The following is a 23,455-nucleotide window of genomic DNA, read 5'->3' as shown; positions in this document are numbered from 1 at the left end:
ATCATAGATTAAATTATATGTACATTAATAATATTTATTCGGAGGCGGCTTCTTATGTGTGGAATTGCAGGATGGATTAATTTAAAAGAGGACATTTCCCAAAATAGAGATGTTATTTTAAATATGACAGATACTTTAAAGAAAAGAGGACCTGACGATGCAGGCTACTACTTTTCTAAAAATGTACTTTTAGGGCACAGGAGACTTGTAGTTGTGGATCCTTCTGGTGGTGCACAGCCTATGTCAAAAAGTGTAGATGGCAGGAGATATATTATTGTATACAATGGAGAACTTTATAATACTGAGGATTTAAGAAAATTACTTATAAAAGAAAATTATTCTTTTAAATCCTATTCTGATACAGAGGTACTTCTAACTAGTTACATCCATTGGGGAATAAATTGTTTGAAACATATAAATGGAATATATGCTTTTGCAATATGGGATGAAAGTAAAAATCAGATATTTATGGCAAGAGATCCACTGGGAGTAAAGCCCCTATTTTATACAGTAAAAAATAATTCACTTATATTTGGTTCAGAAATAAAAACATTACTCGCCCATCCCTTTATTGAACCTGTAGTTGATAGGGATGGCTTGACTGAAATATTTGCTCTTGGGCCTGCTAGATCTTTAGGTGGAGGTGTATTTAAAGGCATATTTGAAGTACCACCTGCCAATTATGTTTTATATGATAGATATGGTATTAAGCTGCGAGAGTACTGGAAACCACAGTGTAAAATTCACAATGAAGATACAGAAACAACAGCTCAGCATGTAAAAACACTGCTTGTAGATGCCATTAAGAGACAGCTTGTAGCAGATGTACCCGTTTGTACGCTTCTTTCAGGAGGACTTGATTCTAGTGCTATATCTACAGTAGCTGCAGCAGAGTTTAAAAAGCAAGGAAAGACTTTAAATACCTACTCTATTGATTATGAAGATAATGACAAATATTTTAAAGCAAATTCCTTTGAACCTACACCGGATAGAGTTTGGGCACTAAAAATGTCGGATTATATAAAAAGTGTTCATCATGGAATTATAAATACAAGTTCTGATTTAGCAGATGCCCTTTATGATTCTGTAAGAGCTAGTGATTTGCCTGGAATGGCAGATATTGATTCCTCACTATATCTTTTTTGCAAGGAAATAAGGAAAGATAATACAGTTGCACTGTCAGGAGAATGTGCAGATGAAATTTTTGGCGGATATCCGTGGTATAGGAGACCAGAAGACATTAATGCAGATACTTTTCCTTGGTCAAAATCTATTAATTCAAGAAAGGAAATATTGTCTGATGAATTAAAGGCACTTGATTTGGAGGAATATCTAAATGAACAATATAAAAGCAGTATAAAACAGGTGCCTCACATAGATGGTGAATCCAAATTAGAGTATAGAATGAGAGAATTGTTTTATTTAAATATAAAATGGTTTATGATAACACTTTTAAATAGAAAAGATCGTATGAGTATGTCTAATAGTTTGGAAGTTAGAGTACCTTTTGCAGATTATAGATTGGTAGAGTATGCTTTTAATATACCACCGGAGATAAAATTTTATAAGGGCAGAGAAAAGGGCTTACTGAGAAAGGCACTAGATGGAATACTGCCAAAGGAAATTGTTGAAAGAAAAAAGAGTCCTTATCCAAAAACTCATAATCCAGAATATACAAAGATAGTTACAAAACGGATGTCAGATATTATGAAAGATAAAAGTTCTCCTATTTTGCCACTTATAGATAGAAAATCAGTTAAGACATTAATAGATACAGGAGGATCTTCTTTTAAAGCACCTTGGTTTGGCCAACTTATGAGAGGACCACAACTTCTTGCTTATCTTATTCAGGTAAATACATGGCTTAAAGAGTATAATATCAAGATAGAATTTTAAGAAATAGAGTTTCTAGCCTGAAAGTTAACTTATACAGGTCATGTAATGATAAAATTCAGCACTATAAAATGTAGAGTTTCTAAACAAAAATCAACTTATACTTTGGATATTTTTTACAACCTTCAGCTCGTTAAATACTTAGACTTAGTTACAAAATATTTAAAAGGGCTTCATTATTGTAAAAATATGCCTTCATATAAGTTGATTTTTAAGTTAGAAAACCTTGCTTGATGCTTAGAACTCTGTTTGTGGTATGTTATAAATTTATTTTTGTGGTAAAAAATATTCATTTTCTCTTCTAACTGATAACTTTTGAGAAAATTCTTTTGCAAATTTTATATAGTTAGCATCATCCATGTTTTTTGATTGAGATGGACAGTAACGAATACAGCGGAAACAAGAAATACAGAGTTCTGAATTAATTGTTCTGCAATCTGAAGCTATAGCACCTACAGGACAATTTTTTACACATAGTCCACATTTAGTGCAGGTATCATCTGTATGTGGATGAAAAGTTCCACCGTTACCGCCTTCCACGTATGGACGATTCCCTTTTATAGGTAGTTTTGCATTGCCTTTGCAGGGAATTTTTTTTAATGCTTTTAAAAAGTTTTTGGCAAATTGCTGATCTTCTTTCTCATCAGATGCATTTGGCCTGCCTACTTGAATTTCACCAAAGGTATGCTGCCCAACTAGAGCTGCAGCTGCTTGTACTACAAATCCATTTGATTTTACAAGGTCAGCTAGTTCCAAAAGTGCATCATCATAATCTCTATTACCGTAAGTAACTGTTACTATGCAGGGGGTTTGTTTTCCACTAATATTACCAAGACGTTGCGCTGCTACTTTTGGAATACGGCCGCCGTAAACAGGAGTTCCAAATACAACAAAATCATTTTCGAAAAATTTAACCTTTGTTTCTTTTGCTGGATAAGTTGTAAGATCTACTCGTCTAAAGTCCCTCCTTTCTGCTTTTTCTGCTAATTCCCTTGTAATACTAACTACACTCTTTTCAGAAGTTCCTGTTGGTGAAAAATAAATTGCAGTATAATTCATAGTGCATTCCCTCCTATTTCTATTGCTTTTTAATAGTATGACAAATTGGTTTTTATTTAGAATCCTTTAATACGACATTCATGCTGCCAGTTTTGTAGCCTAATAGATCTAGGGTTACGTAGGTAAAACCTATTTCTTTTAATTTTCTCCCAACCTTATCCATCAAATCTACATTAAAAAACTTAGCTCTTTCTTCTGGATCAACTTCAATTCGGGCAATTTCATTGTGGTGCCTTACCCTAACTTGTTTAAAACCTAAATCCAGAAGAAATTGTTCTGCATCTTCTACCATTTTTAGTTTTTGACTGCTGATCTCATTTCCATAAGGAAATCTGGAAGAGAGGCATGCAAAAGAAGGCTTGTTCCAGGTTGGAAGTCCCATTCTTTTTGAAAGATTTCTAATATCTTCTTTGGTAAGCTCAGCTTCTTTTAGAGGACTTAATATACCTAGTTCTTTAGCTGCTTTCATGCCTGGTCTAAAGTCTCCAGTGTCATCCAAATTTGCTCCATCTAAAACATAAGCTGCATTATTTTCTTCTGCAATTTTTTTTAGCTTTGAAAATAATTCTTTTTTACAGTAGTAACATCTGTCTATGGGATTTTCTTTATAACCTTTAATATCTAGTTCTTCTGATTCTATAATTAAATGTGTTACACCTATTGATCTGGCATATTTTTTAGCTTCTTCTAATTCCCTTTTAGGATAAGTAGATGAAGCAGCAGTAACTGCTATTACTTTATCTTCAAGTATATCATGGGCAACTTTTAGTAAAAAAGTACTGTCCACCCCGCCAGAGAAGGCAATTATTCCACTTTTAATATTTCTTAAATTTTCTTTTAAGTTTTCTAATTTTAAATTCTCTATATTCATAATTATCCCCCTAATGTGCTATAGTTTTAAGTTCATGTATAGTATAACATAGAATTTGCGATATGATTTAAAATCATATCCTTGTGTGTTAAAATGAAATATATACTAAAAAAAGACACATAGGGGGGTGCTTTTTATGAAAAGCACAAATTTAAAAAATATTTTTGAAATAAGATATGTAAAACTAGCCTTTGATTCAGTATCTATTTATAGAAATTTACTTGAAGATGAGGTAATAAAAAATTTAAGAAATCTTATAAGCTATATTGATATGGAGAAAATCAATGTAGGTTGCACTGCAAACATGTACAATGATTTCTTTTTTAAATTAGTAAACAGTGGCTATTGTTCTCTACAGGAATATATCATGGATAAAGTTATTTTTAATGAAAATCCATTTTCCATGAAAGCTGAAAACAAAGAATTAAAAAAAGAAGAAGATGTAATTAAGGAAGCTGCTAAAAACGATTTAAGAAATCTTTGCTATATTGCTAAATTAACTTCCACAGATGTAAAGGAAAGTGTGTTAAAGTATATTTCTGACGGTAAATTAAAACAGATGGTAGAGAGATTACCGGAGTGGAGAACAGAACTTGATTTTGAAGGTATAAATAGTCCAGGGTATGTAAGAAACATAAAACAAAAACTTTATAATAGTGCTAGCTGGGATGAATGTGTAAATGATATTCAAGATTTTCATAATCACTATGGTTGTGGAATTTTTGCTCGTTATAGAGCTTTTATATGGGAACATATTGAGGGCAAAGGCTGCTTTAAGGGAATTGAAAATCCTGATCCTATTGATCTTTCAGATCTTATTGGATATGAGAGAGAGCACCAAATAGTAATAGAAAATACACTGCAGTTTTTAAATGGATTTTTTGCAAACAATGTACTTCTCCATGGAGATAGGGGTACAGGTAAATCGTCCACAGTAAAAGCCATACTCAATAAATATTATACTCAAGGACTTCGTATGATTGAACTTCCAAAATCTTATCTTGTAGATTTCCCCAATATAATAAGAAAATTAAAAAACAGGCCTGAAAAATTTATTATATTTATAGATGACCTTGTATTTGGGGATGATGAAGAAAGTTATACTGCACTCAAGTCCATACTTGAAGGAGGACTTGAAAATAAATCCTCGAATATTATAATATATGCTACATCAAATAGAAGACATCTTGTAAAAGAATATTTTAATGAGAGAATGACATCTTCCTATTCCGGATCCGAAGGGGAAGTACATGAAGGAGATAGTGTGCAGGAAAAACTTTCACTGGCAGATAGATTTGGAATAAATGTAGTATTTGTATCTCCAGATAAAAATAAGTATTTGCAGATTGTAGATGGAATAGCTGAAAGAAGAAAATTAAATATAGACAAAGATACTTTACATAGGGAGGCTCTTAAATGGGAACTCTGGTACAATGGACGTTCTGCAAGAACTGCAAGACAATTTGTAGATTGGATAGAAGGGCATAAGCTTATAGAGAAAAACAATCTTAATTAAAAGGAAAACTCAGGAAGTTAAATTCCTGAGTTTTATCTGATGGCTACCTACTGTATAATACTCCCACTTCTATCAAAGTGGGAGGTAACAGTAGCTACGCCCCTAGATAATTCATCTAGACTTAGTGGGAAAAGCGACTATCACCAAATCTTTGATTTGGTGATAGTCGCTTTTCCCACTAAGTAAGATTCATTGATTTATTCAGATAAATCCCTAAGCTTGTCTACCAATTCAGATAAGTTATTTATGGAAGAATCTATTTCATGGATTTTAGAGAATTGGTTATTAAAAGTATCTTTTGTTGATGCAAGGCCTTCAGATATTTTGGCTACAGATCTCTCTATTTCAGTTAATGTAGAATTTATTTCGTTTATAGACTTACTGCTGGAATTGGATAACTTTCTTATCTGGTTTGCTACTACTGAAAATCCTTTTCCCTGATCTCCAGCTCTTGCTGCTTCAATAGATGCATTTAATCCTAGTAGATTAGTCTCAGATGCTATATTCCTTATGAAATTTAAAACTTCATCTGTATTTTTAGTTTTATCAGAGGCATCATTTACTTCTGATAATAGTACTTCATTATGTTTTGTCATTTCATCTATATCAGAAGATAGTACACTTGAGGTTTCTGAAAGAGTTTCTATTGCACTTGACAGTACTTTAGACATCTCAACAAATTTATTGTGCCTCTCCAAACTTTTTACGAGTACTATGCTTCCTATGATTTCATTACCTTCCTTTACAGGTAGTCCTATAGCTTTTATTTCTACACCAAAAGTTTCTTTAGGGACTATAGTAGAAATAGGTTTTCTTGCTTTTATACATTCATAAGCCGCGCCAGTAGGCCTTAAAGGATCTCCCGGTTTTGCATTCATATTAATGTTTTTGCTATTTACTACTCTTAAAAAATGAGTTGTAGTTGACATGGTAAAGGCTATTTCATCATCAAAAAAGTAATGCATATAGGGGATTAAGGTATCAAAAGCTTGTTGCAACTTATTATTAATTTCTAATTCATCCATAAGTATTATGTACCTCCAAATTTTTATGGTATAGTTAAACATTTTCACATATAACTATATCATATATTTTAAATAAGACAAATTTCTAATTGTCGCTAGAAGAAATTAGAAGTAACATTTATTAACTTGATTAATATTATAGAAGTATAGAACAGATGATGAAAAGTGAGAATCAATAAATATTTATAAAAATATTAAAAGAAGACAAGGAGGGAAACTTTATGTCACGCAGATGTGGTTGTTTCGGAAAAGAGGTAATAATAGTTATAATAATATTATTACTATGCTGCGGTTGTGGCTGTGAATCTAGATGTTGCTAGTTACTAATACTAAAAATGATAGTTTTTTAACTTAATAGTAACCTTTATAAACTTAATTAATATAATAAAGTGTAGAGCAAATGATGAGAAATTAGATAGCTTAGAATTATTTTAGGAAGATAAGGAGGGTTCTTTATGTCATGTAGACACGATGGTAGAGGAAGAGAAGTAGTAATAATAATAATACTGTTATTGTTATGTTGCGGATGTGGATGCAGAAGATAATTGTACAATAAGTAGTAGGAAAGGAAACGAAATTTTCGTTTCCTTTTCTCTATTTAAAAGGAAAGGTATCATGTGCGCCCAGCATGGGCAACAACTTGGCGGTGAAAGTCCGCTGTGGACTTGGTAGTGGGAACCACTAGCCGAAGACAAGGGTGTCCTCCGTGAGGAGGAATCTGAAGGAAGTCCTAGGCAAAGTCTCGGTCTGAGGAACACGAACCACATATAAGGCTTACTTAGAACGGACGAGTTTGCATAACAAAACAAAGTCCAACGCTACCTGAAATTTTAAGGAGTAAATGTGGCAGATATATGAGATGAAGGTTGTCGTTCTTACCTAGGGAGGTCTGACAGATACGTTATGGAAATGAATTTTAAAATAACAACCTATATAGCAATATATAATTGAACTGTCAGAAGTCAGCAGAAGTCATAGTACCAGTCCAGTCATGAATGAACTGGGAAGGACGGAACAATGGGAGGTCTTGGAAACTTGAAAAATTCGAGAGAAATGCAAAAATTGCAGACAACTTCATATAAAGAAGGCTGGTCATATGAAATAGGGGTGGAACCCCAAAATAGTATGAGAGCGCATAGTATTTCTACGGCATTTAATAGAGGACGAGACGATGAAAAGCTATATGCCAATAACTTGCTAGAAAGGATACTCGATAGGAAAAACATGAATATTGCCTATAAAAGAGTCAAATCCAACAAAGGAAGCCATGGAATAGATGGGATGAAAGTAGATGAACTTCTACAATACCTAAAACAAAATGGTAAGATTTTAATAGCAAGTATATTGGATGGGACTTACCGTCCCAAAGCCGTTAGGCGAGTAGAAATACCAAAGCCTGATGGGGGAATAAGATTACTTGGAATTCCAACAGTAGTTGATAGAACTATTCAACAAGCAGTAGCTCAAGTGTTAACACCAATATTTGAAAAAACATTCTCTGACAATAGCTATGGATTTAGACCAAATAGGGATGCAAAGCAAGCTATAAGGAGAGCAAAAGAATATATGGAAAAAGGATACAAGTGGGTTGTAGATATAGACCTTGCTAAATATTTTGATACTGTAAATCATGATAAGCTAATGGCTTTAGTAGCGAGGGAAATTAAGGATAAAAGAGTATTAAAATTAATAAGGTTATTTTTACAAAGTGGTGTAATGATAAATGGAGTAATCATTGAAACTGGAAAAGGATGTCCACAAGGAGGCCCTTTGAGTCCATTACTTAGTAACATTATGCTAACAGAACTTGACCGAGAGCTTGAAAAAAGAGGACATAAATTTTGTCGTTATGCCGATGATAATAATATTTATGTTAGAAGTAAAAAGGCAGGCGACAGGGTTATGCACAGCATAACTGAATTTATTGAAAATAAACTAAAGCTTAAAGTTAACAAAGATAAAAGTGCAGTTGATAGACCTTGGAGAAGAAAATTCTTAGGGTTCACATTCTACCAGTGGTATGGAAAGATAGGAATAAGAGCACATGAAAAATCTGTAAGGAAGTTTAAAACGAAAATCAAAGCAATTACTGCTAGGAGCAACGCTTTAAATATGAAACAGAGAATGATAAAGCTTCGCCAATGCATAATAGGATGGATAAATTATTTTAAAATAGCTGATATATCTAATCTAACAAAGGAACTAGATGAATGGACTAGACGAAGGCTTAGAATGTGCTTTTGGAAACAGTGGAAAAGAATTAAGACCAAGCATGATAATTTAAGAAAGCTTGGGGTTAAAGATGGTAAGGCATGGGAGTATGCAAATACAAGGAAAAGCTATTGGCGAATAGCCAATAGCCCCATACTTTCAACAACACTGACAAATTCCTATCTTGAAAAGATGGGATATACAAGTATTCTTAAAAGATATAAGCAAGTACATTAATTTCTATTGAACCGCTGTGTACCGAACGGTACGCACAGTGGTGTGAGAGGTCGCTGAATAAAGTAATTATTCAGCTCCTACTCGATTATTTGTTATTTACTCTTTAGACTTAGTAACATATGTTACAGATTTTATGACTGCATTTTATTATAATATAGACAGTAAAGTAAGGAGGAGAAAATATTATGATAAGAAAAATTGTTAATATAAATAAAGAGAAATGCAATGGATGTGGACTTTGCGTAAATGCATGTCATGAAGGTGCTATTGAACTTGTAAATGGAAAAGCTGAACTTATAAGTGATGAGTACTGTGACGGACTTGGTGACTGTCTTCCTGAATGCCCTACAGGAGCTATAAGTATAATTGAAAGAGAAAGTAAGGATTATGACGAGGAACTAGTTGCTAAAAAGGCTAAAGAAAAGGAAGAAGCTATGCCCTGCGGATGTCCAGGTACAGCAGCTAGAAAAATAGAGAGAGCTTCAGATAAAAATGAGTATACAGATAAAAAGAATCTAGAAGATTTTAGTGCTGCTTCTGAGTTAACACAGTGGCCTGTTCAATTAAGACTTATAAATACCAATGCACCTTATCTTAAGAATGCAAAGTTACTTGTAGCTGCTGATTGTACTGCATATGCCTGTGGAGATTTTCATAAAAAATTTATAAAGGATCACATTACAGTAATAGGGTGTCCTAAGTTAGACGACATTAAATATTATGAAGATAAATTAACTGAAATTATAGAAAAAAATGATTTAAAAAGTATAACTGTAGTGAGAATGGAAGTACCATGCTGCTCAGGTATTGTAAATGCAGTGAAAAATGCAATGCTTAGGGCAAAGACAATAATTCCTTATGAGGAAGTTATAATATCAATTTAGGCAATAGATAGTGGAGAGTTGAAAGTTATGGATAACTTTCAACTCTTTTCAAAGGTTCCATATACTACTGGGTTATAATTTTGAACCATAATTCTACCTTTACTTATAAGGGTATGTATGTTTAGTTTTTTATCCAATAAAATTAGATCAGCATCATAACCTTCAAGGAGAGAGCCCTTATGTTCAAATTTTAGAAATTTTGCAGGAGATGAAGTGAAAGGAATGATGGATTCTTCCATAGATATCCCCATTTTTATACACTCTCTTATTGACTCCATATCTGTAGAGGGAAGTCCTACGGTTAATTTTGTTAAATTGCCTTTATCGTCAAATATAGGCATACTTCCTCCTGCATCAGAGCTCATAGTTACATGATAGGGAGATATATTTTCCTTTAGAACTTTACTGTAGAGTTCAGGGGCACTTTGAGCAGTATCTTTTTCATTTTTAATTCCAGTAGTTATATCTATAAATCCACCTATTTTTAAATATTCTAGAGCTTGTTTGGATACTAAACTGTTTCTATTCACATGTGTAGGTAGCAAGTTTTCAAAAGGTATGTCTGATTTATCTATTAAATCAAATAGAGGAGTCATACCTTTTTTACCATCTCCTAGATGCATGTGAAGTACACCACATTTGCCTGAAATGATTCCACCTATTCTTGTCTCACAAGCTAAATGTATTAAATCCTCTTCAGAAGGATGACTATCTCTGTGATCGGATACAGCTATTTCACCAGCTCCTATTATTTTATCTACAAGTACAATGTCTCCCCTCACACTGTCTGTAAGAGTCCTTGTTGGCACGGAGTAACACCCTGTCCAGCAGTATGTTGTTAGGCCTTCCTTTTCAAGAGCCCGGGCTTTAGCTATAAGTCCACCCATGTTTCTTGTAATTCCATCTGTTCCCAAAAGTCCTACACAGGTAGTGATACCGTTCAAAGTAAGATTTGTAAGGTTTAGTTCAGGAGTTCTGTTATTAAAGCCTCCTTCACCTCCGGCCCCATTTATATGTATGTGGAGATCAATCAAACCGGGAATTGCAATTAAATCATTGCCATCTATTATTTCAACTGTAGGGAAATTACTAGATGGAAAGTCTATCTTTTTAGATATGTAAGCTATTTTATCAAAACAGGTTAATATACTTTTTTTCCCCATGGATTTAGGATTAAATAACTCTACATTTTTTATTAAAATCATTTTTTAGCACATCCTTAAATATATTTTGTCGCTATTTTTATTATGATTTAAATATAAAAGTTTTAACCATTTTAAATATATTTATCTAAACCCCTTATAGAGATTTCTCCAGATATTAATTTTTCAAAAGAACCATTTTCATATTGCACGATTAATCTACCATCCTCAGCTAGATCTACTGCTTTTGCCTGTCTTTCATTTTTATTTTGAATTATACGTATATTTTTACCTATAGCAGCAGAATTATTTTTGCATACTTCTATGGAGGATTCAATGGTTCCTTTTTGAACGAATTCTTCATATAGAGGTTCAAATTTATTTAATATAGTACCTAAGATAACTTTTCTATCCATAGTTGATCCTGTTTCTATTTTAAGAGAAGTGGCTTTATTTAAAATATCTTCTTGGAAATCTTCTTTATTTAAATTTACATTTATGCCTGTTCCAGGAATTACATAATTTACTTTATTTAACTCACCACTCATTTCTGTCAAAATACCGCAAACTTTTTTACCATGTATTACTATATCATTTGGCCATTTTACTTTAGCTTCTATTTTTAATTCTTTTAATCCTTCTATTATGGCAGCAGCAATTATTTGTGTTATCTTTGGAACTTCCATAGGATTTACATTCGGCCTCAATATTATAGAAAAATATATGCTTTTATATTTAGGAGATGACCATGTTCTGCCGATCCTGCCGCGTCCTGCAGTTTGTTCCTCGGCTATAATTATAGTTCCATTTTCTTCTCCCTGTTCAGCTAATTTTTTTGCTGTGGTATTTGTAGATCCTATACTTTCATAATGAATAATTTTTTTGCCTATATATTTTGTATTCAAATAGTCTTTAATTTCTTCAAAAGTAAGTATATCAGGGGAACTTATAAGTTTATATCCTTTTTTAGAGGAAGAGTCTATAGTATAACCTTCTTCCTTTAATGTTTTTATATATTTCCATATAGCAGTACGGCTTACACCTAATTTCTCACTTATAAGTTGACCGGAAACAAAGTCATTTCTATTTTCTTTTAGTAAGTAAAGAACTTCATAATGTTTCATGTAAAAACCACCTTATTATAATACTTAATGGTATTATAACACAGTTATACTATTAAATATTTGTTAGGTTTATATTAAAAAAATAAAATTTATCTGTAAATTCTTGCTTAAAAGTAATATAATCAACTTAAAGAAGTTAATATTAAATAGGGGGTTTTCTTATGTTAAACGGAAAAAAAATTCGTGATATAAGAGTAAGTTTGGGGTATACTACTTTGGATATTCAAAATCTTGCTAAAGATACCAGATTTCAAACTTCAATTTCAAAATCTTATTTGGAAGAATTGGAGAGAGGAGATAAGAAAAATCCAAGCCTTGAAAAAGTTGCAGTGATTGCAAAAATACTTGGCTGTAAAATTGATGATTTAATATTAAGTGCATGATTGCCATAAAAACTTCTTAAATAAAAGTTATAATAGATGAATTATTTTAAAACACTTATATAATTAAGGATTTATCACTGAAGGTGAAGATGATCTCAGGATAAATCCTATTTTTTATGTTAATCTCACAAGTGATAAAAAATTTAAATTAAGTTCTAGCTTAAAAATAGACATTAGGCATATACTAATTAGAAGAGAAGGTGGAAATTATGTTGGATTTATGCTTATTAGGATGTGGGGGGAGTATGCCTGTGCCAGATAGATATCTTACATCTATGATAGCATCTTATAATGGAAAAAAGCTACTTATAGATTGTGGTGAGGGAACTCAGGTTAGCTTAAAAATACTTGGATGTAAGATAAAAAATATAGATGTAATTTTATTTACACACTTTCATGCAGATCACATAGCAGGTCTTCCAGGATTGCTTCTTACCATAGCTAATTCCGGAAGGAATATGCCTATTACGATAATTGGGCCTATGGGATTAAGAAAAGTAATAGAGGGACTTATGGTAATAGCGCCTGTGCTCCCCTATAACATAAACTTACTTGAACTTTGTGGTAAAGAAAGTTACTTTGAGAGAATAGGAGATTTTAATATAGGTGTATTGTCTGTAGACCATGGGATGCCCTGTTTTGCATATTCCATAGGTGTAGATAGAAATAGAAAATTTGATAGAGATAAAGCTTTAAAAAATCAAGTGCCGTTAATCCTCTGGAACAAACTTCAAAAAGGAGAAAAGATAGAATATGAAGAAAAAACATATACTCCTGAAATGGTACTTGGAGATAAAAGAAGTGGATTAAAGGTGTCTTATTGTACTGATTCAAGGCCAACTCCTGAATTAGCTCAATTTGTAAAAAAATCTGATGTATTTATATGTGAGGGGATGTATGGAGAGGATGAGAATATTTCAAAGGCCATTCAGTATAAACATATGATATTCTCAGAAGCAGCTGCTCTTGCCAAAAGGGCAGAAGTGGGAGAATTGTGGCTTACTCATTTTAGTCCTTCTATGCCAAAACCAGAATTGTATTTGCAAAATGCGCAAAGTATATTTAAAAAAACAGTGATTGGAAAAGATAGATATGTAAAAAGTATAAATTTTAAAGATTAGAAATTACAAATAAATGACTATGACCTGGTAGTAATATTATATGTTTTACCCTATAATAAAATTATGGGAAAAATTTTATTGTGAGGTGATTTTTTAAATGATAGAACATCATAATGATATGGATACATTTTTTAAGAATTTAGAGAAAGATATAATTCTTTTTAAAAATAAAGCACTGGTAAATATAAATGAGTATATGTTTATGCTCTACTGGAAGATAGGAAATTTAATTTTAATGAGAGAAAAAGAAGGCTGTGAATCGGAATTTATAAGTGAAACAGTAGAATATCTTAAAGGTAAGTTCCCAGGTAATCTATGCTTTACAGAAAAGAATTTAGAAAATATGGCTAGATTTGCTGAAGAATATAATTCTCAGGATTATGTAAGTCAATTGTCATCTAAAGTAAGCTGGTCGTGTAACTTAATTCTCATGAATAAGATAAGAAATGTTGATAAGAGAAAAGAATACATAGATAGGATGTGGGAAAAGAATTGGTCCGTTGAAGATTTAATAGGGGAGATAGATAAAGAGTGCGGCATTCAGGAACTAGATTATGCAGAACTTTTTAATACAGAATCCCCTGAAAAAGAAAATATTGAAAATAAAAGTATTATTACTTCTGAGGAAAAAGATACTGAAGAAGAAAAGGATGAAGGAAAAAGTAAAACAAAATCTGAAGACAGTTTTTGCTTTATAAAAGATACTATTTCAAAAGAACAGGGAGAAGATCTATCTGAAGATGATATTAAAAAATTTTCTCCTATACTAAAAGATGAGTATCTCATGGATTTTATGGACATTTCAGATGAAATTAAAGAAAAGGTTTTTCAGAAGCATTTTATAAAGAGTGTAGTAGAATTTTTTTTAGAACTGAATTCTGGATTTGCTCTAGTAGGGAAAAAGCATCATATGGAACTTTCAGGTGGGGATTATTATGAGGATTTACTTTTTTACAATTTAAAATTAAGATGTTACATAGCTGTTGAATTAAAAATAGGGAAATTTAAGCCGGAATATCTTGGAATTTTAACTTTCCATCTTTCTGCCATGGATGACTCAGTAAAAGATGAAGGGGACAACTCATCTATAGGTATAGTTTTATGTAAGGATGGAGAAAAGCTAATTGTACAGTATGCCTTTAAGGATGTAGATGATCCTAAAAATGCAGAATATATGTTAAGTGAAAATATCCCAGAGCAATTTGAAGGAATATTACCTACTATAAAGGAAATAGGACGTGGAATTAAGATAAAATTAAAAGATTGAAAAAAGGGATATTGAATGAAACTTCAGGACTATAAGGCATTTGAAAGAAAATAACAAGTCAAAGATGCGACGGATATTTTTTATCAGACAAGGAGGTAGGTTCCGCAGATAGTGAATCCTATCTAAGGGTTCTACTGAAGCAGTATGATAAAAATAGGCTAGCATACTGACTAGTTATTTCTTTGAAAATGCCTAATAAACCTGAGGTTTTTTTAAGGACAAATTTCGGTACTTACTAAAGGATGTGATTTAATATGGAGTCAAAAAACAGAAATATAATAATTGCAATAATGTTAGCTACATTTCTTGGTGCTGTAGAAGGAACTGTTGTAACTACGGCTATTCCAACTATTGTGAAAAGCTTAAATGGGTTTGAATTAATGAGTTGGATATTTTCTATGTACTTACTTACTTCTACTATAACTACACCTATATATGGTAAATTGTCAGATTTATATGGAAGAAAAAATACCCTAATTGTAGGGATATCAATATTTTTATTAGGAAGCTTTTTATGTGGAATATCTATGAATATGTATTCACTTATAGCTTTTCGTGCTGTTCAGGGAATAGGTGCAGGTTCAATATTTACAGTAACATATACTATAGTTGGAGATTTATTTGCTGCTTCTGAAAGGGCAAAGATTCAAGGATGGGTAGGTACAGTGTGGGGAGTTGCTAGTCTACTTGGTCCTTTCTTAGGAGGTTTTCTAATAGACACACTCTCCTGGCACTGGATATTTTTTATAAATATACCTTTTGGAATAATTTCTATAGTGCTTCTTAAAAATAATTTAAAGGAGAATTTTAAGAAGAGAAAAGTAAGAATAGATTATATGGGAACGCTGGTTTTAACTGCTTCTATAGTACTTATTTTGTATGGATTTTTAAGTGCCGGGAAAGAAAGTTCTCCTGACTTGGTTCTTCCAGTTATATGCATAGGTGCAGCTTTAGCACTTATGTTTGTATTTTATTTTGTGGAAAAAAAGTCAGAGGAGCCTATTATGCCTTTTGAAATATTTACAAGAGTCAACATAGTTGTCAGTATAATAGGCTTTTTAGTATCAGCTTCGCTAATTGCAATTGATGTATATATGCCAATTTATATTCAAAATGTGCTTGGATTTGGGGCAACTATTTCAGGCATTTGCATTGCTCCTATGTCATTTACCTGGCTTATGTCTTCTATAGTTCTTTCAAAATGGCTGACTATATATAAGGAAAAAAGTATAATTTTAATATGTTCCATTATATTGTTGCTTTCTAGTTTAATTTTATTGACTTTTAGTGTAGGTTCAACATTACCTTGGGTTATATTGTGTGTCTCTATAATGGGTTTTGGTTTTGGAGGTACTTTTACAATTGTCACTATAGTGGTGCAGGATTCTGTAAATTATGATATGAGAGGAGCAGCTACGGCATCAAATATTCTTCTTCGAAATTTAGGACAAACTATAGGCGTGAGCATATTTGGTACTATATTTAATTTAAGTATAATAAAGTATTTTCAGAATGTGGGAATTAAAGGTATAAATCCAAGCAATCTTTATTCTTCATCTATTTTAAATAGTGGTGTTTCACTTCAATTGATAAAGGAATCTTTGATTTCAGGTTTACATATTTTATTTATATGTGTTATTGGAATAAATTTGTTTTCTTTCTTATTTGGATTGCTTTTCCCAAAAGAGTTTAAAATCAAGTAAAAAATTTTTTTATATTACCGTAAGATACTTGATTTTAAGTACTCATGTTACAAAATATAGTTTCATACAATATACTAAGAACAATATAGGAAGGTATATTTATGAAGAAAAGAGATGGATATTATATTCAATTAGATAATGCAGCTGAAAACATGCTTAGGAGGGCAAGTTTTTTAGGATGTGGGCATAATGGAATAGTTTATTTATTAGAAGATAATAATAAAGTGATTAAAATATTTAAAAGCAAATATGTTTGCAGAAGTGAATATAACATATTACAAAAAACTAGTAAGAGCAAGTATTTTCCTAAAATATATTCTCATGGGCTTTATTATATTGTGAGAAGTTATGCAGAAGGGGAGAGGCTTGATTACTACATTAAACAAAATGGGTTAAATGAAAAAGTTGCAAAGAACATTATTAATCTTATTAAAGAGTTTCAGAAACTCAAGTTTACTAAACTGGATATAAGGTGTAAGGACTTATATTTATGTAAAGATTCTTCCATAAAAGTAATAGACCCTAAAAATAATTATTCCAAATACTGCAGTTATCCAAGACATTTAATGAAAGGATTAGATAAATTGGGAGTACTAGATGAATTTTTAGAATTTGTAAAAGAAGACTATGCTGAAGTTTATGAGGATTGGAATTATAAAATAAGAAGGTACTTATGCAGGGGAATAAAGTAATAGATATTTAATATACTTCAGTGTATATTTAAAGTATAATTATTTATAAATGAAATGGCAACAGGGAGGCAAATATGGTTTTTATAGTAACAGCATTACATTGTGAGGCAAAGCCATTTATAGAAAGGTTGGATTTAAAAAGGGATAATTCCATAAATAAATTTCAAGTTTTTAAAAATGAGGAAATTGTACTTATAGTAAGTAAAACCGGGGCAATAAATGTGGCTTCTGCTTGTGCATATATTATAGCTAAATTTGAAGCTGATCAATATGATACCTTTATAAATATAGGCGTTTGTGGAAGTAAAGATAGAACTTTTCAAATTGGCACATCAGTACTTTGTAATAAAATAATTGATAACATTACTGATAAGGATTTTTATCCAGACATGATATTTAAACATCCTTTTAAAGAAGCATGTTTGGAGAGCTTTGCAAAAATAGTGAATCAAAATGATTTAGAAAAAATAAGAGGGGACATTGTAGACATGGAAGGAGCTGCTTTTTTTCAAGCGGTATCTATATTTATGCCGCCCCACAGAATTTATTCTTTGAAGATAGTATCTGACTATTTGGATGGAACAAATGTAACTGGGGAAAAAGTTACTGAATTAATTTGTGAAAAGTCAGATGAAATATGTAGTTGGATACAGGATATCGAACACGAATGTGCAAAACCTAAGGATATATTGGATGAAAAGGACATGAACTATATAAATGAAATAGTATGCAATTTTAATTTATCTGTTTCTATGCAGCATCAGCTAAAGAAGTTAGCTAAAGGATATAAGGTTAGAAATGATAACTTAATCCTAGCTCTTGAGCCCTTTACCCAGATTTACTGTAAGACTAAATATGAGAGGAAGATGTATTTTGAAAAACTTGTACAACAGCTTGAATTTATGTAGCTTTTCTCATATTTATGTGGAAAATGGGGTTACTGAAAATAAAAATACAAAGAGGATACTGTCTAAGTTTAAAAAATCCAATGTTATAAAAATAAATCATTATAAAGATGTATTCTGCAGACACAATCAAGATTTTCTGGTGCAAAAAAAGTCTCCTAAACTGATACTTGCACGCAATGACGGAAACTTAATTTATGAAGGTGCAAGGGTATGTGATAATTTTGGAAATGAACATTTTTATTATACTTCATCTATTATGAATTGCTTGTATAATTGCGAATATTGTTATCTTCAGGGAGTTTATTCTTCTGCAAATATAGTTCTATTTGTGAATTTAGAGGATGTTTTCAAACAGGTGGAGTATATTCTAAAAAAGCACTCCGTTTATTTATGTATATCTTATGATACGGATCTTATGGCTTTTGAAAATATAACAGGATTTATTAGAAAATGGATACAGTTTGCAGAAAAGCATAATAATTTAAAAATAGAGGTAAGAACTAAAAGTTCCAATTTTAAAAGTATAGAAGATATAGTGCCAAAGGATAATGTAATACTTGCATGGACTCTTTCACCAGAAGAAATTTGCAGAAAATATGAAATGGGTGCCCCAAATTTTAAGCTAAGGTTGAATAGTATTAAAAGTGCTATAGATAGGGGATGGAAGGTGAGAGTTTGTTTTGACCCACTGTTATATGTACATAATTGGGAAAAATATTATAAGAATTGTGTAGAAGATACATTTAGGGTTATTCCGGAAGAAAACATACAGGATGTGAGTATTGGTGTATTTAGAATTGGGAAGGATTACTTAAAGAACATGGAGAAAATGAATCCACAATCTCTATTACTGGCGTATCCATTTAAAACTGCAGATGGAACCTGCAGTTATTCAGAACAGCACCATAAACTTTTGGTGAATTTTGTATATGATCTGGTTTGCAAATATGTTAAAAAGTCTAAAGTGTTTGTACAATAAAAATAATACAAAATTGTAGAGAAGGTGTAAGGATGAAAACTGCAATTGTGACTGGAGCTTCTTCAGGTATAGGATTTGAAATAGCTCAGAAACTACTCAATATGGGTTATAAGGTTTATGGATTTGGTAGAGATTTTTCTAAGGTAGAATTTGATAACCCAAATTTTATAAGAGAAATTTGCGATATAACAAATACAAATAAATTTTTTCAGAGAATAGATGAAATAAAGGCCAAAGATGAAATATTTTTACTTGTGAATAATGGTGGAGTAGGATACTTTGGCCCCCATGAAGAATTAAATTCTAGAAAGATACATGAAATGATAACAGTGAATTTGGAAGTACCTATGGTACTCTGTAGTATACTGATGAGGCAGCTTAAGAAAAATAAGGGAATTATAATAAATATATCATCAGTTACAGCAAAGGAAATAAGTACTTATGGCTGTGCTTATTCTGCTACAAAAGCAGGGCTAACTCATTTTTCTGAAAGTCTTTTTAGTGAAGTGAGAAAAACAGGTGTAAAAATAATAACAATACATCCAGATATGACGAAATCAAATTTCTATAGAAATGCAAACTTCAGTGAAGATGATAGCAGTGAAGATTTTTATATAAGTTGTAAAGATGTAGCAGATGTGGTGGAATGGGTACTTAGGGAACCTTCTAACTTGGTAGTAACAGAACTTACTTTAAAACCTCAGAAGCATAGAATAAAGAGAAAATAGTAGATTATAAACAGGCATCTAAGTGAAAAATCAACTTATTCTCCGGATGCTTTTACAATATTCAGCCCGGTTAGATATTTTGATAAGTCTAAGCAAAATATCTAAATGGGCTTCATCATTGTAAAAACATGCCTATGAATTAAGTGATTTTTAATCTAGAAACCTTATATAAATTCAATTTTCAGAGTAGGACTTATATAAGTTAGAAGTCTATACATTTTGAGAGAAGGAGCTCTGTTAGTATTTTTGCTATGATACTTTCAGCTCCTTGATTTAAATTCATTTCATTTTCCATTATTCCATCCGTGCCTCCCCTTGTAAAACTATCTACAAGTGATTTTTTTGCAGAATTCTTACCTAAAAACCATTCATAACATAATTTTGCTTTATCCAAGTATTTTGTGTCTTTAAGTAATTTGTAAGCTTCCATATACATAAGGGCCGTTCCGCAGGTTTCTAAAGGTTGTTCATCAAATTCGCATGGATGAGAATCATTTCTTTTAAACCAACCATTATTTCCTATAGGTTTAAAATAATCCTGTTTAAAACACTGCTGCTCCAAAAAGTTTAAAGCTTCTAGGGCAATATTTAGATACTCCCTATTATTTAATGTATTGCTGCTTTTTAAAAGGCACCAGGGAAATATGCCATTACCATAAGTGAGACTATTTTCAAACCATTTCCAGGAATCACTGCTGTAACATTTAAAGTTCTTTACAAGAGAATCTGAAAGCATAGTTATATCTTCTTTTACAGTATTCTTTGAAATTTTAAATGTAGGACTGGTTTCTAAAAGTTCACTGTAAATCAAATTTAGTCCCAAAAGGCAGTAAGCTTTACTGTGAGTGTAAGACAATGATTTTACATTGGGTAAGGCTTTTGATATCATATTTTCAACTGCATGTTTTATAGAGGATGGAATAATTTTTGATTGGAGCGTATACCCTAGTGACCACAGGCATCTCCCAAAACAATCTTCAGAGCCTTCCTCTTCAATGAAATTTCTATTGTAGGCCATAAAATTTTTAAAGGTTCCCCTTTTATTTTGAGCATAGAGCAAAAATGAAGTGTATGTAAAAATTAATTTTATATACTTTTCACTTTTGAATTTTTCATACAGCATTACAGCTGTAATGAGAGCTCTTGCATTGTCATCTGTAGTGTATCCTGAATTTGGATCCGGAACTGAAAATACACTGTGTTGTATAATTCCAGTATCGTCAGTCATGATAAAAAGGGGTACAGAATCTTTTTCTTCAAAGGTAAACATACATTACACCACCTGAGTTGCAATTTCGCTGCTTTTTATAACAGAAGCAAATAGATTTTCATATTGTGCCGCAACAGAAGGCCATCTCATTTTCATGCCTAACCTCATGGTGGATTTCTCCATATTACGCCTCTTAAGGGGGTTATCCAATAAAAAATTCACAGCTTTTGCCAGAGAATCTGCATCTTTAAACTTTGCAAGAAGTCCTCTATTTTTGCTTAACATTTCTTGTGCATACCTATAAGGAGTGGAGACAATAACTCTACCATAGCCTGCTGCATAGGCTAAAGTACCACTTACAGCCTGTTCTTTGCCTAAATAGGGAGTCATGTATATATCAGATAAAGTTAGGTATTGTACTATTTCTTTTTTTGTAAGATATTTGTTTACAAATTTTACATTGTACTGAATATCAAATTGTGATACTAAATCCTTAAGTTTATTTCTATAACTTTCACCTTGTTCTTTTTTTACACAAGGATGAGTCTGACCTAGCACCAGATAAAGAACTTCAGGATGTTTTTTGGCTACTTTTGAAATAGATTCTATAGCATATTCAATACCTTTTCCAGGACTTAGCAGTCCAAAAGTACTTACTATGCTTCTATCCTTGTATCCTAGTTTTTCCTTTAAACAAAGTCTATCTTCTACAACAATATCTGGAACTCCATGAGGAATAAGTATGATTTTGTTTTCAGGAATATTATATGTGTTCATCAAAATTTTTATAGAGTTTTTTCCCATAGTAATGACTTTCTGGCTCTTATTACCTAGAGTTTTAAGTATAAGTTTTTGTTTCTCGGAAGGCGTTGAAAGTATGGTATGAAACGTAGCTATAAATGGAATATTTAAATTATTTACAAAATCTAATATATACTCCCCACAGTCACCACCATATATTCCATATTCATGTTCTAATACAACTAAATTAGTATCAGAATTATTTAGCATATTGGCAAGATGGATATAGGATTTTTTGTCAAATTGATTTAAGGTGAAGGATACTTCTTTTGGATATTTATAATTTTCATCATTGACAGCAGCTATTTTATAAGAATTGGAAGAAAATTTATTTTTTAAATTTTTTACAAGATCGGCAGTAAAAGTAGCTATCCCACAGGCACGTGGCGGATAGGTACTCAAAAATACTATATTTTTTTTCAACGATATCACCTCTTAAGTTTTTATATTGCAAGTAAATTATTATTATAATTGTTTGAAACATAGGCTGAATTAGTTATATTGCAATATTTTTCTATAGTGCAATCTGAAGCTACTACAGAATTTGTCAGATTAACATTTTCATGTACATTTATTCTATCCCACAGTACGCTCTTGCTTACATTGCAGGAAGTACCAATATGGCAATTATTTCCTAAAACTACATAAGGACCTATCTGAGAGTTTGCTTCAATGCTGCAGTCTTCACCTATAAATACAGGTCCTATTATTTTAACACTGGGATGAATTTTAACACTTTTATTTTTAAAAATTATACTGCTCTTATTTGTAAGATTTTTTGTTTTCATAAGTTTATTGCAGTTACTGTACAATATATCTACGTGTGCTTTTATATATTTTTTGATTGTGCCTATATCTATCCAGTAGTCGGTGTATTTGTAGGCAGCTATTTTATAACTTTTATTCAAAAGCAGGGGATAAGTGTCTTTTTCTATAGATACAATTTCCTTTTCAGGTATTTCTTTCAGTACTTCTGGCTCAAATATATACACTCCTGCATTTATCCATTTTGAGTTGGTTTCTCCTTCTTTAGGTTTTTCTTTAAAAGCTTTTATATAGTTGTCTTCATCAAATTCTATAACTCCATACTGAGATGGATCTTTTACTCCAGTCATAGCTATGGAAACAGAAGCTTTCTTTTCTCTATGAAATTTTATGAAATCAGAGTAGCATAGATTATGTACTATATCTGAATTCATGATTATAAAAGTGTCATCAAAGAAGCTTTCGGCATTTTTTATGGCACCTCCTGTACCTAAGGGCAAGTCTTCGGAGATATAATGTATCTTTAATCCATATTTTTTACCATCACCTAAATAATTTTCAATATAATCAGATTTATAACAGGTGCTTATAACAATTTCACTAACACCAGATTCTTTTAACTTTAGTATAGTTCTTTCTATAAGCGGTTTACCCATAATTGGAACCATGGGTTTTGGAAGTTTGTCTGTCAAAGGCCTTAGTCTAGTGCCCTTGCCTCCAGCTAAAAGTAATGCTTTCATATTGATTCCTCCTTATGCTGAATAAATTTTTGAAATTTAATAAACATCTTAATGTATAATTACAAAGATGTTTATTAATAAATATTTTTCAGTTATTAACAATTATCTTTTTAAAGGTAATGCTTTTAGATAACTATTGCCGATCTTAAACTTAAAGTAAGAGATCGGGTTAAGATATGAATTTATAACTGTGAAA

General features: G+C 31.6%; 20 protein-coding genes. 12 read left to right on the top strand and 8 right to left on the bottom strand.

The features are described from left to right. The first annotated feature begins 54 nt into the window (after positions 1-54). Entirely contained in the window at positions 55-1,896 is a 1,842-nt protein-coding gene (gene asnB, locus WY13_RS02740) for an asparagine synthase (glutamine-hydrolyzing) (RefSeq protein ID WP_063554180.1), read from the top strand. A gap of 264 nt (positions 1,897-2,160) precedes the next feature. Here asnB and WY13_RS02735 read toward each other — a convergent pair whose 3' ends face one another. Further along, complete coding sequence (locus WY13_RS02735) at positions 2,161-2,952, bottom strand: 4Fe-4S binding protein (RefSeq protein ID WP_063554179.1); 792 nt, start codon at positions 2,950-2,952, stop codon at positions 2,161-2,163. 52 nt (positions 2,953-3,004) lie between these two features. Continuing rightward, positions 3,005-3,823, bottom strand: a complete 819-nt coding sequence (gene larE / locus WY13_RS02730) for an ATP-dependent sacrificial sulfur transferase LarE (protein WP_063554178.1) — start codon at positions 3,821-3,823, stop codon at positions 3,005-3,007. Between the two features lie 136 nt (positions 3,824-3,959). Between larE and WY13_RS02725 the strand changes: the two genes are divergently transcribed. Continuing rightward, entirely contained in the window at positions 3,960-5,339 is a 1,380-nt protein-coding gene (locus WY13_RS02725) for an ATP-binding protein (RefSeq protein WP_063554177.1), read from the top strand. A gap of 197 nt (positions 5,340-5,536) precedes the next feature. Here the strand turns inward: WY13_RS02725 and WY13_RS02720 are convergent, their stop codons facing one another. Continuing rightward, complete coding sequence (locus WY13_RS02720) at positions 5,537-6,364, bottom strand: methyl-accepting chemotaxis protein (protein ID WP_082848352.1); 828 nt, start codon at positions 6,362-6,364, stop codon at positions 5,537-5,539. A gap of 1,035 nt (positions 6,365-7,399) precedes the next feature. Between WY13_RS02720 and ltrA the strand changes: the two genes are divergently transcribed. Next, positions 7,400-8,812, top strand: a complete 1,413-nt coding sequence (ltrA, locus tag WY13_RS02715; RefSeq protein WP_063554240.1) for a group II intron reverse transcriptase/maturase — start codon at positions 7,400-7,402, stop codon at positions 8,810-8,812. 185 nt (positions 8,813-8,997) lie between these two features. Then, positions 8,998-9,696, top strand: coding sequence for an ATP-binding protein (locus WY13_RS02710; protein ID WP_063554176.1), 699 nt, complete (start codon positions 8,998-9,000; stop codon positions 9,694-9,696). Positions 9,697-9,734: 38 nt separating this feature from the next. Here the strand turns inward: WY13_RS02710 and iadA are convergent, their stop codons facing one another. After that, complete coding sequence (iadA, locus tag WY13_RS02705; protein WP_063554175.1) at positions 9,735-10,901, bottom strand: beta-aspartyl-peptidase; 1,167 nt, start codon at positions 10,899-10,901, stop codon at positions 9,735-9,737. A gap of 71 nt (positions 10,902-10,972) precedes the next feature. Next, a complete protein-coding gene (locus WY13_RS02700; RefSeq protein WP_063554174.1) occupies positions 10,973-11,962 on the bottom strand; it encodes a biotin--[acetyl-CoA-carboxylase] ligase in 990 nt (329 codons plus the stop codon). Between the two features lie 161 nt (positions 11,963-12,123). On the opposite strand from WY13_RS02700, the gene WY13_RS02695 reads away from it, so the two are divergent. The 8 genes from WY13_RS02695 to WY13_RS02660 all read left to right on the top strand — a co-directional run bounded on the left by WY13_RS02695 (position 12,124) and on the right by WY13_RS02660 (position 19,743). Continuing rightward, a complete protein-coding gene (locus WY13_RS02695; RefSeq protein ID WP_013239313.1) occupies positions 12,124-12,345 on the top strand; it encodes a helix-turn-helix domain-containing protein in 222 nt (73 codons plus the stop codon). Between the two features lie 209 nt (positions 12,346-12,554). Further along, a complete protein-coding gene (locus WY13_RS02690) occupies positions 12,555-13,466 on the top strand; it encodes a ribonuclease Z (RefSeq protein ID WP_063554173.1) in 912 nt (303 codons plus the stop codon). A 97-nt stretch (positions 13,467-13,563) separates the two neighbouring features. Next, complete coding sequence (locus WY13_RS02685; RefSeq protein ID WP_063554172.1) at positions 13,564-14,733, top strand: PDDEXK nuclease domain-containing protein; 1,170 nt, start codon at positions 13,564-13,566, stop codon at positions 14,731-14,733. 254 nt (positions 14,734-14,987) lie between these two features. Next, positions 14,988-16,436 (top strand): MDR family MFS transporter, encoded by a 1,449-nt coding sequence (locus WY13_RS02680; protein ID WP_063554171.1) that lies wholly within the window; start codon positions 14,988-14,990, stop codon positions 16,434-16,436. Positions 16,437-16,537: 101 nt separating this feature from the next. After that, entirely contained in the window at positions 16,538-17,128 is a 591-nt protein-coding gene (locus WY13_RS02675) for a hypothetical protein (RefSeq protein ID WP_063554170.1), read from the top strand. A 74-nt stretch (positions 17,129-17,202) separates the two neighbouring features. Then, complete coding sequence (locus WY13_RS02670) at positions 17,203-18,036, top strand: hypothetical protein (RefSeq protein ID WP_063554169.1); 834 nt, start codon at positions 17,203-17,205, stop codon at positions 18,034-18,036. After that, positions 18,002-19,015 (top strand): SPL family radical SAM protein, encoded by a 1,014-nt coding sequence (locus WY13_RS02665; RefSeq protein WP_063554168.1) that lies wholly within the window; start codon positions 18,002-18,004, stop codon positions 19,013-19,015. The genes WY13_RS02670 and WY13_RS02665 overlap by 35 nt, the downstream gene beginning before the upstream one ends. 32 nt (positions 19,016-19,047) lie before the next feature. Beyond that, positions 19,048-19,743 (top strand): SDR family oxidoreductase, encoded by a 696-nt coding sequence (locus WY13_RS02660; RefSeq protein ID WP_063554167.1) that lies wholly within the window; start codon positions 19,048-19,050, stop codon positions 19,741-19,743. A gap of 202 nt (positions 19,744-19,945) precedes the next feature. Here WY13_RS02660 and WY13_RS02655 read toward each other — a convergent pair whose 3' ends face one another. From WY13_RS02655 to WY13_RS02645, 3 genes are read right to left on the bottom strand one after another with little or no spacing between them, the layout of a single operon-like run. Further along, a complete protein-coding gene (locus tag WY13_RS02655; protein ID WP_063554166.1) occupies positions 19,946-21,013 on the bottom strand; it encodes a hypothetical protein in 1,068 nt (355 codons plus the stop codon). Between the two features lie 3 nt (positions 21,014-21,016). Next, the gene (locus WY13_RS02650) at positions 21,017-22,177 is read right to left on the bottom strand and encodes a glycosyltransferase family 4 protein (RefSeq protein ID WP_063554165.1); all 1,161 of its coding nucleotides are present in this window, start codon (positions 22,175-22,177) and stop codon (positions 21,017-21,019) included. A gap of 20 nt (positions 22,178-22,197) precedes the next feature. Beyond that, a complete protein-coding gene (locus tag WY13_RS02645) occupies positions 22,198-23,259 on the bottom strand; it encodes a sugar phosphate nucleotidyltransferase (RefSeq protein WP_063554164.1) in 1,062 nt (353 codons plus the stop codon). Between the last annotated feature and the right edge of the window lie 196 nt (positions 23,260-23,455).

Origin of the sequence: Clostridium ljungdahlii (assembly GCF_001636845.1) — a bacterium.
Lineage (GTDB): Bacteria > Bacillota > Clostridia > Clostridiales > Clostridiaceae > Clostridium_B > Clostridium_B ljungdahlii_A.
The sequence above is the reverse complement of the archived record's forward strand: the minus strand, read 5'-3'. Positions and strand labels throughout refer to the sequence as shown.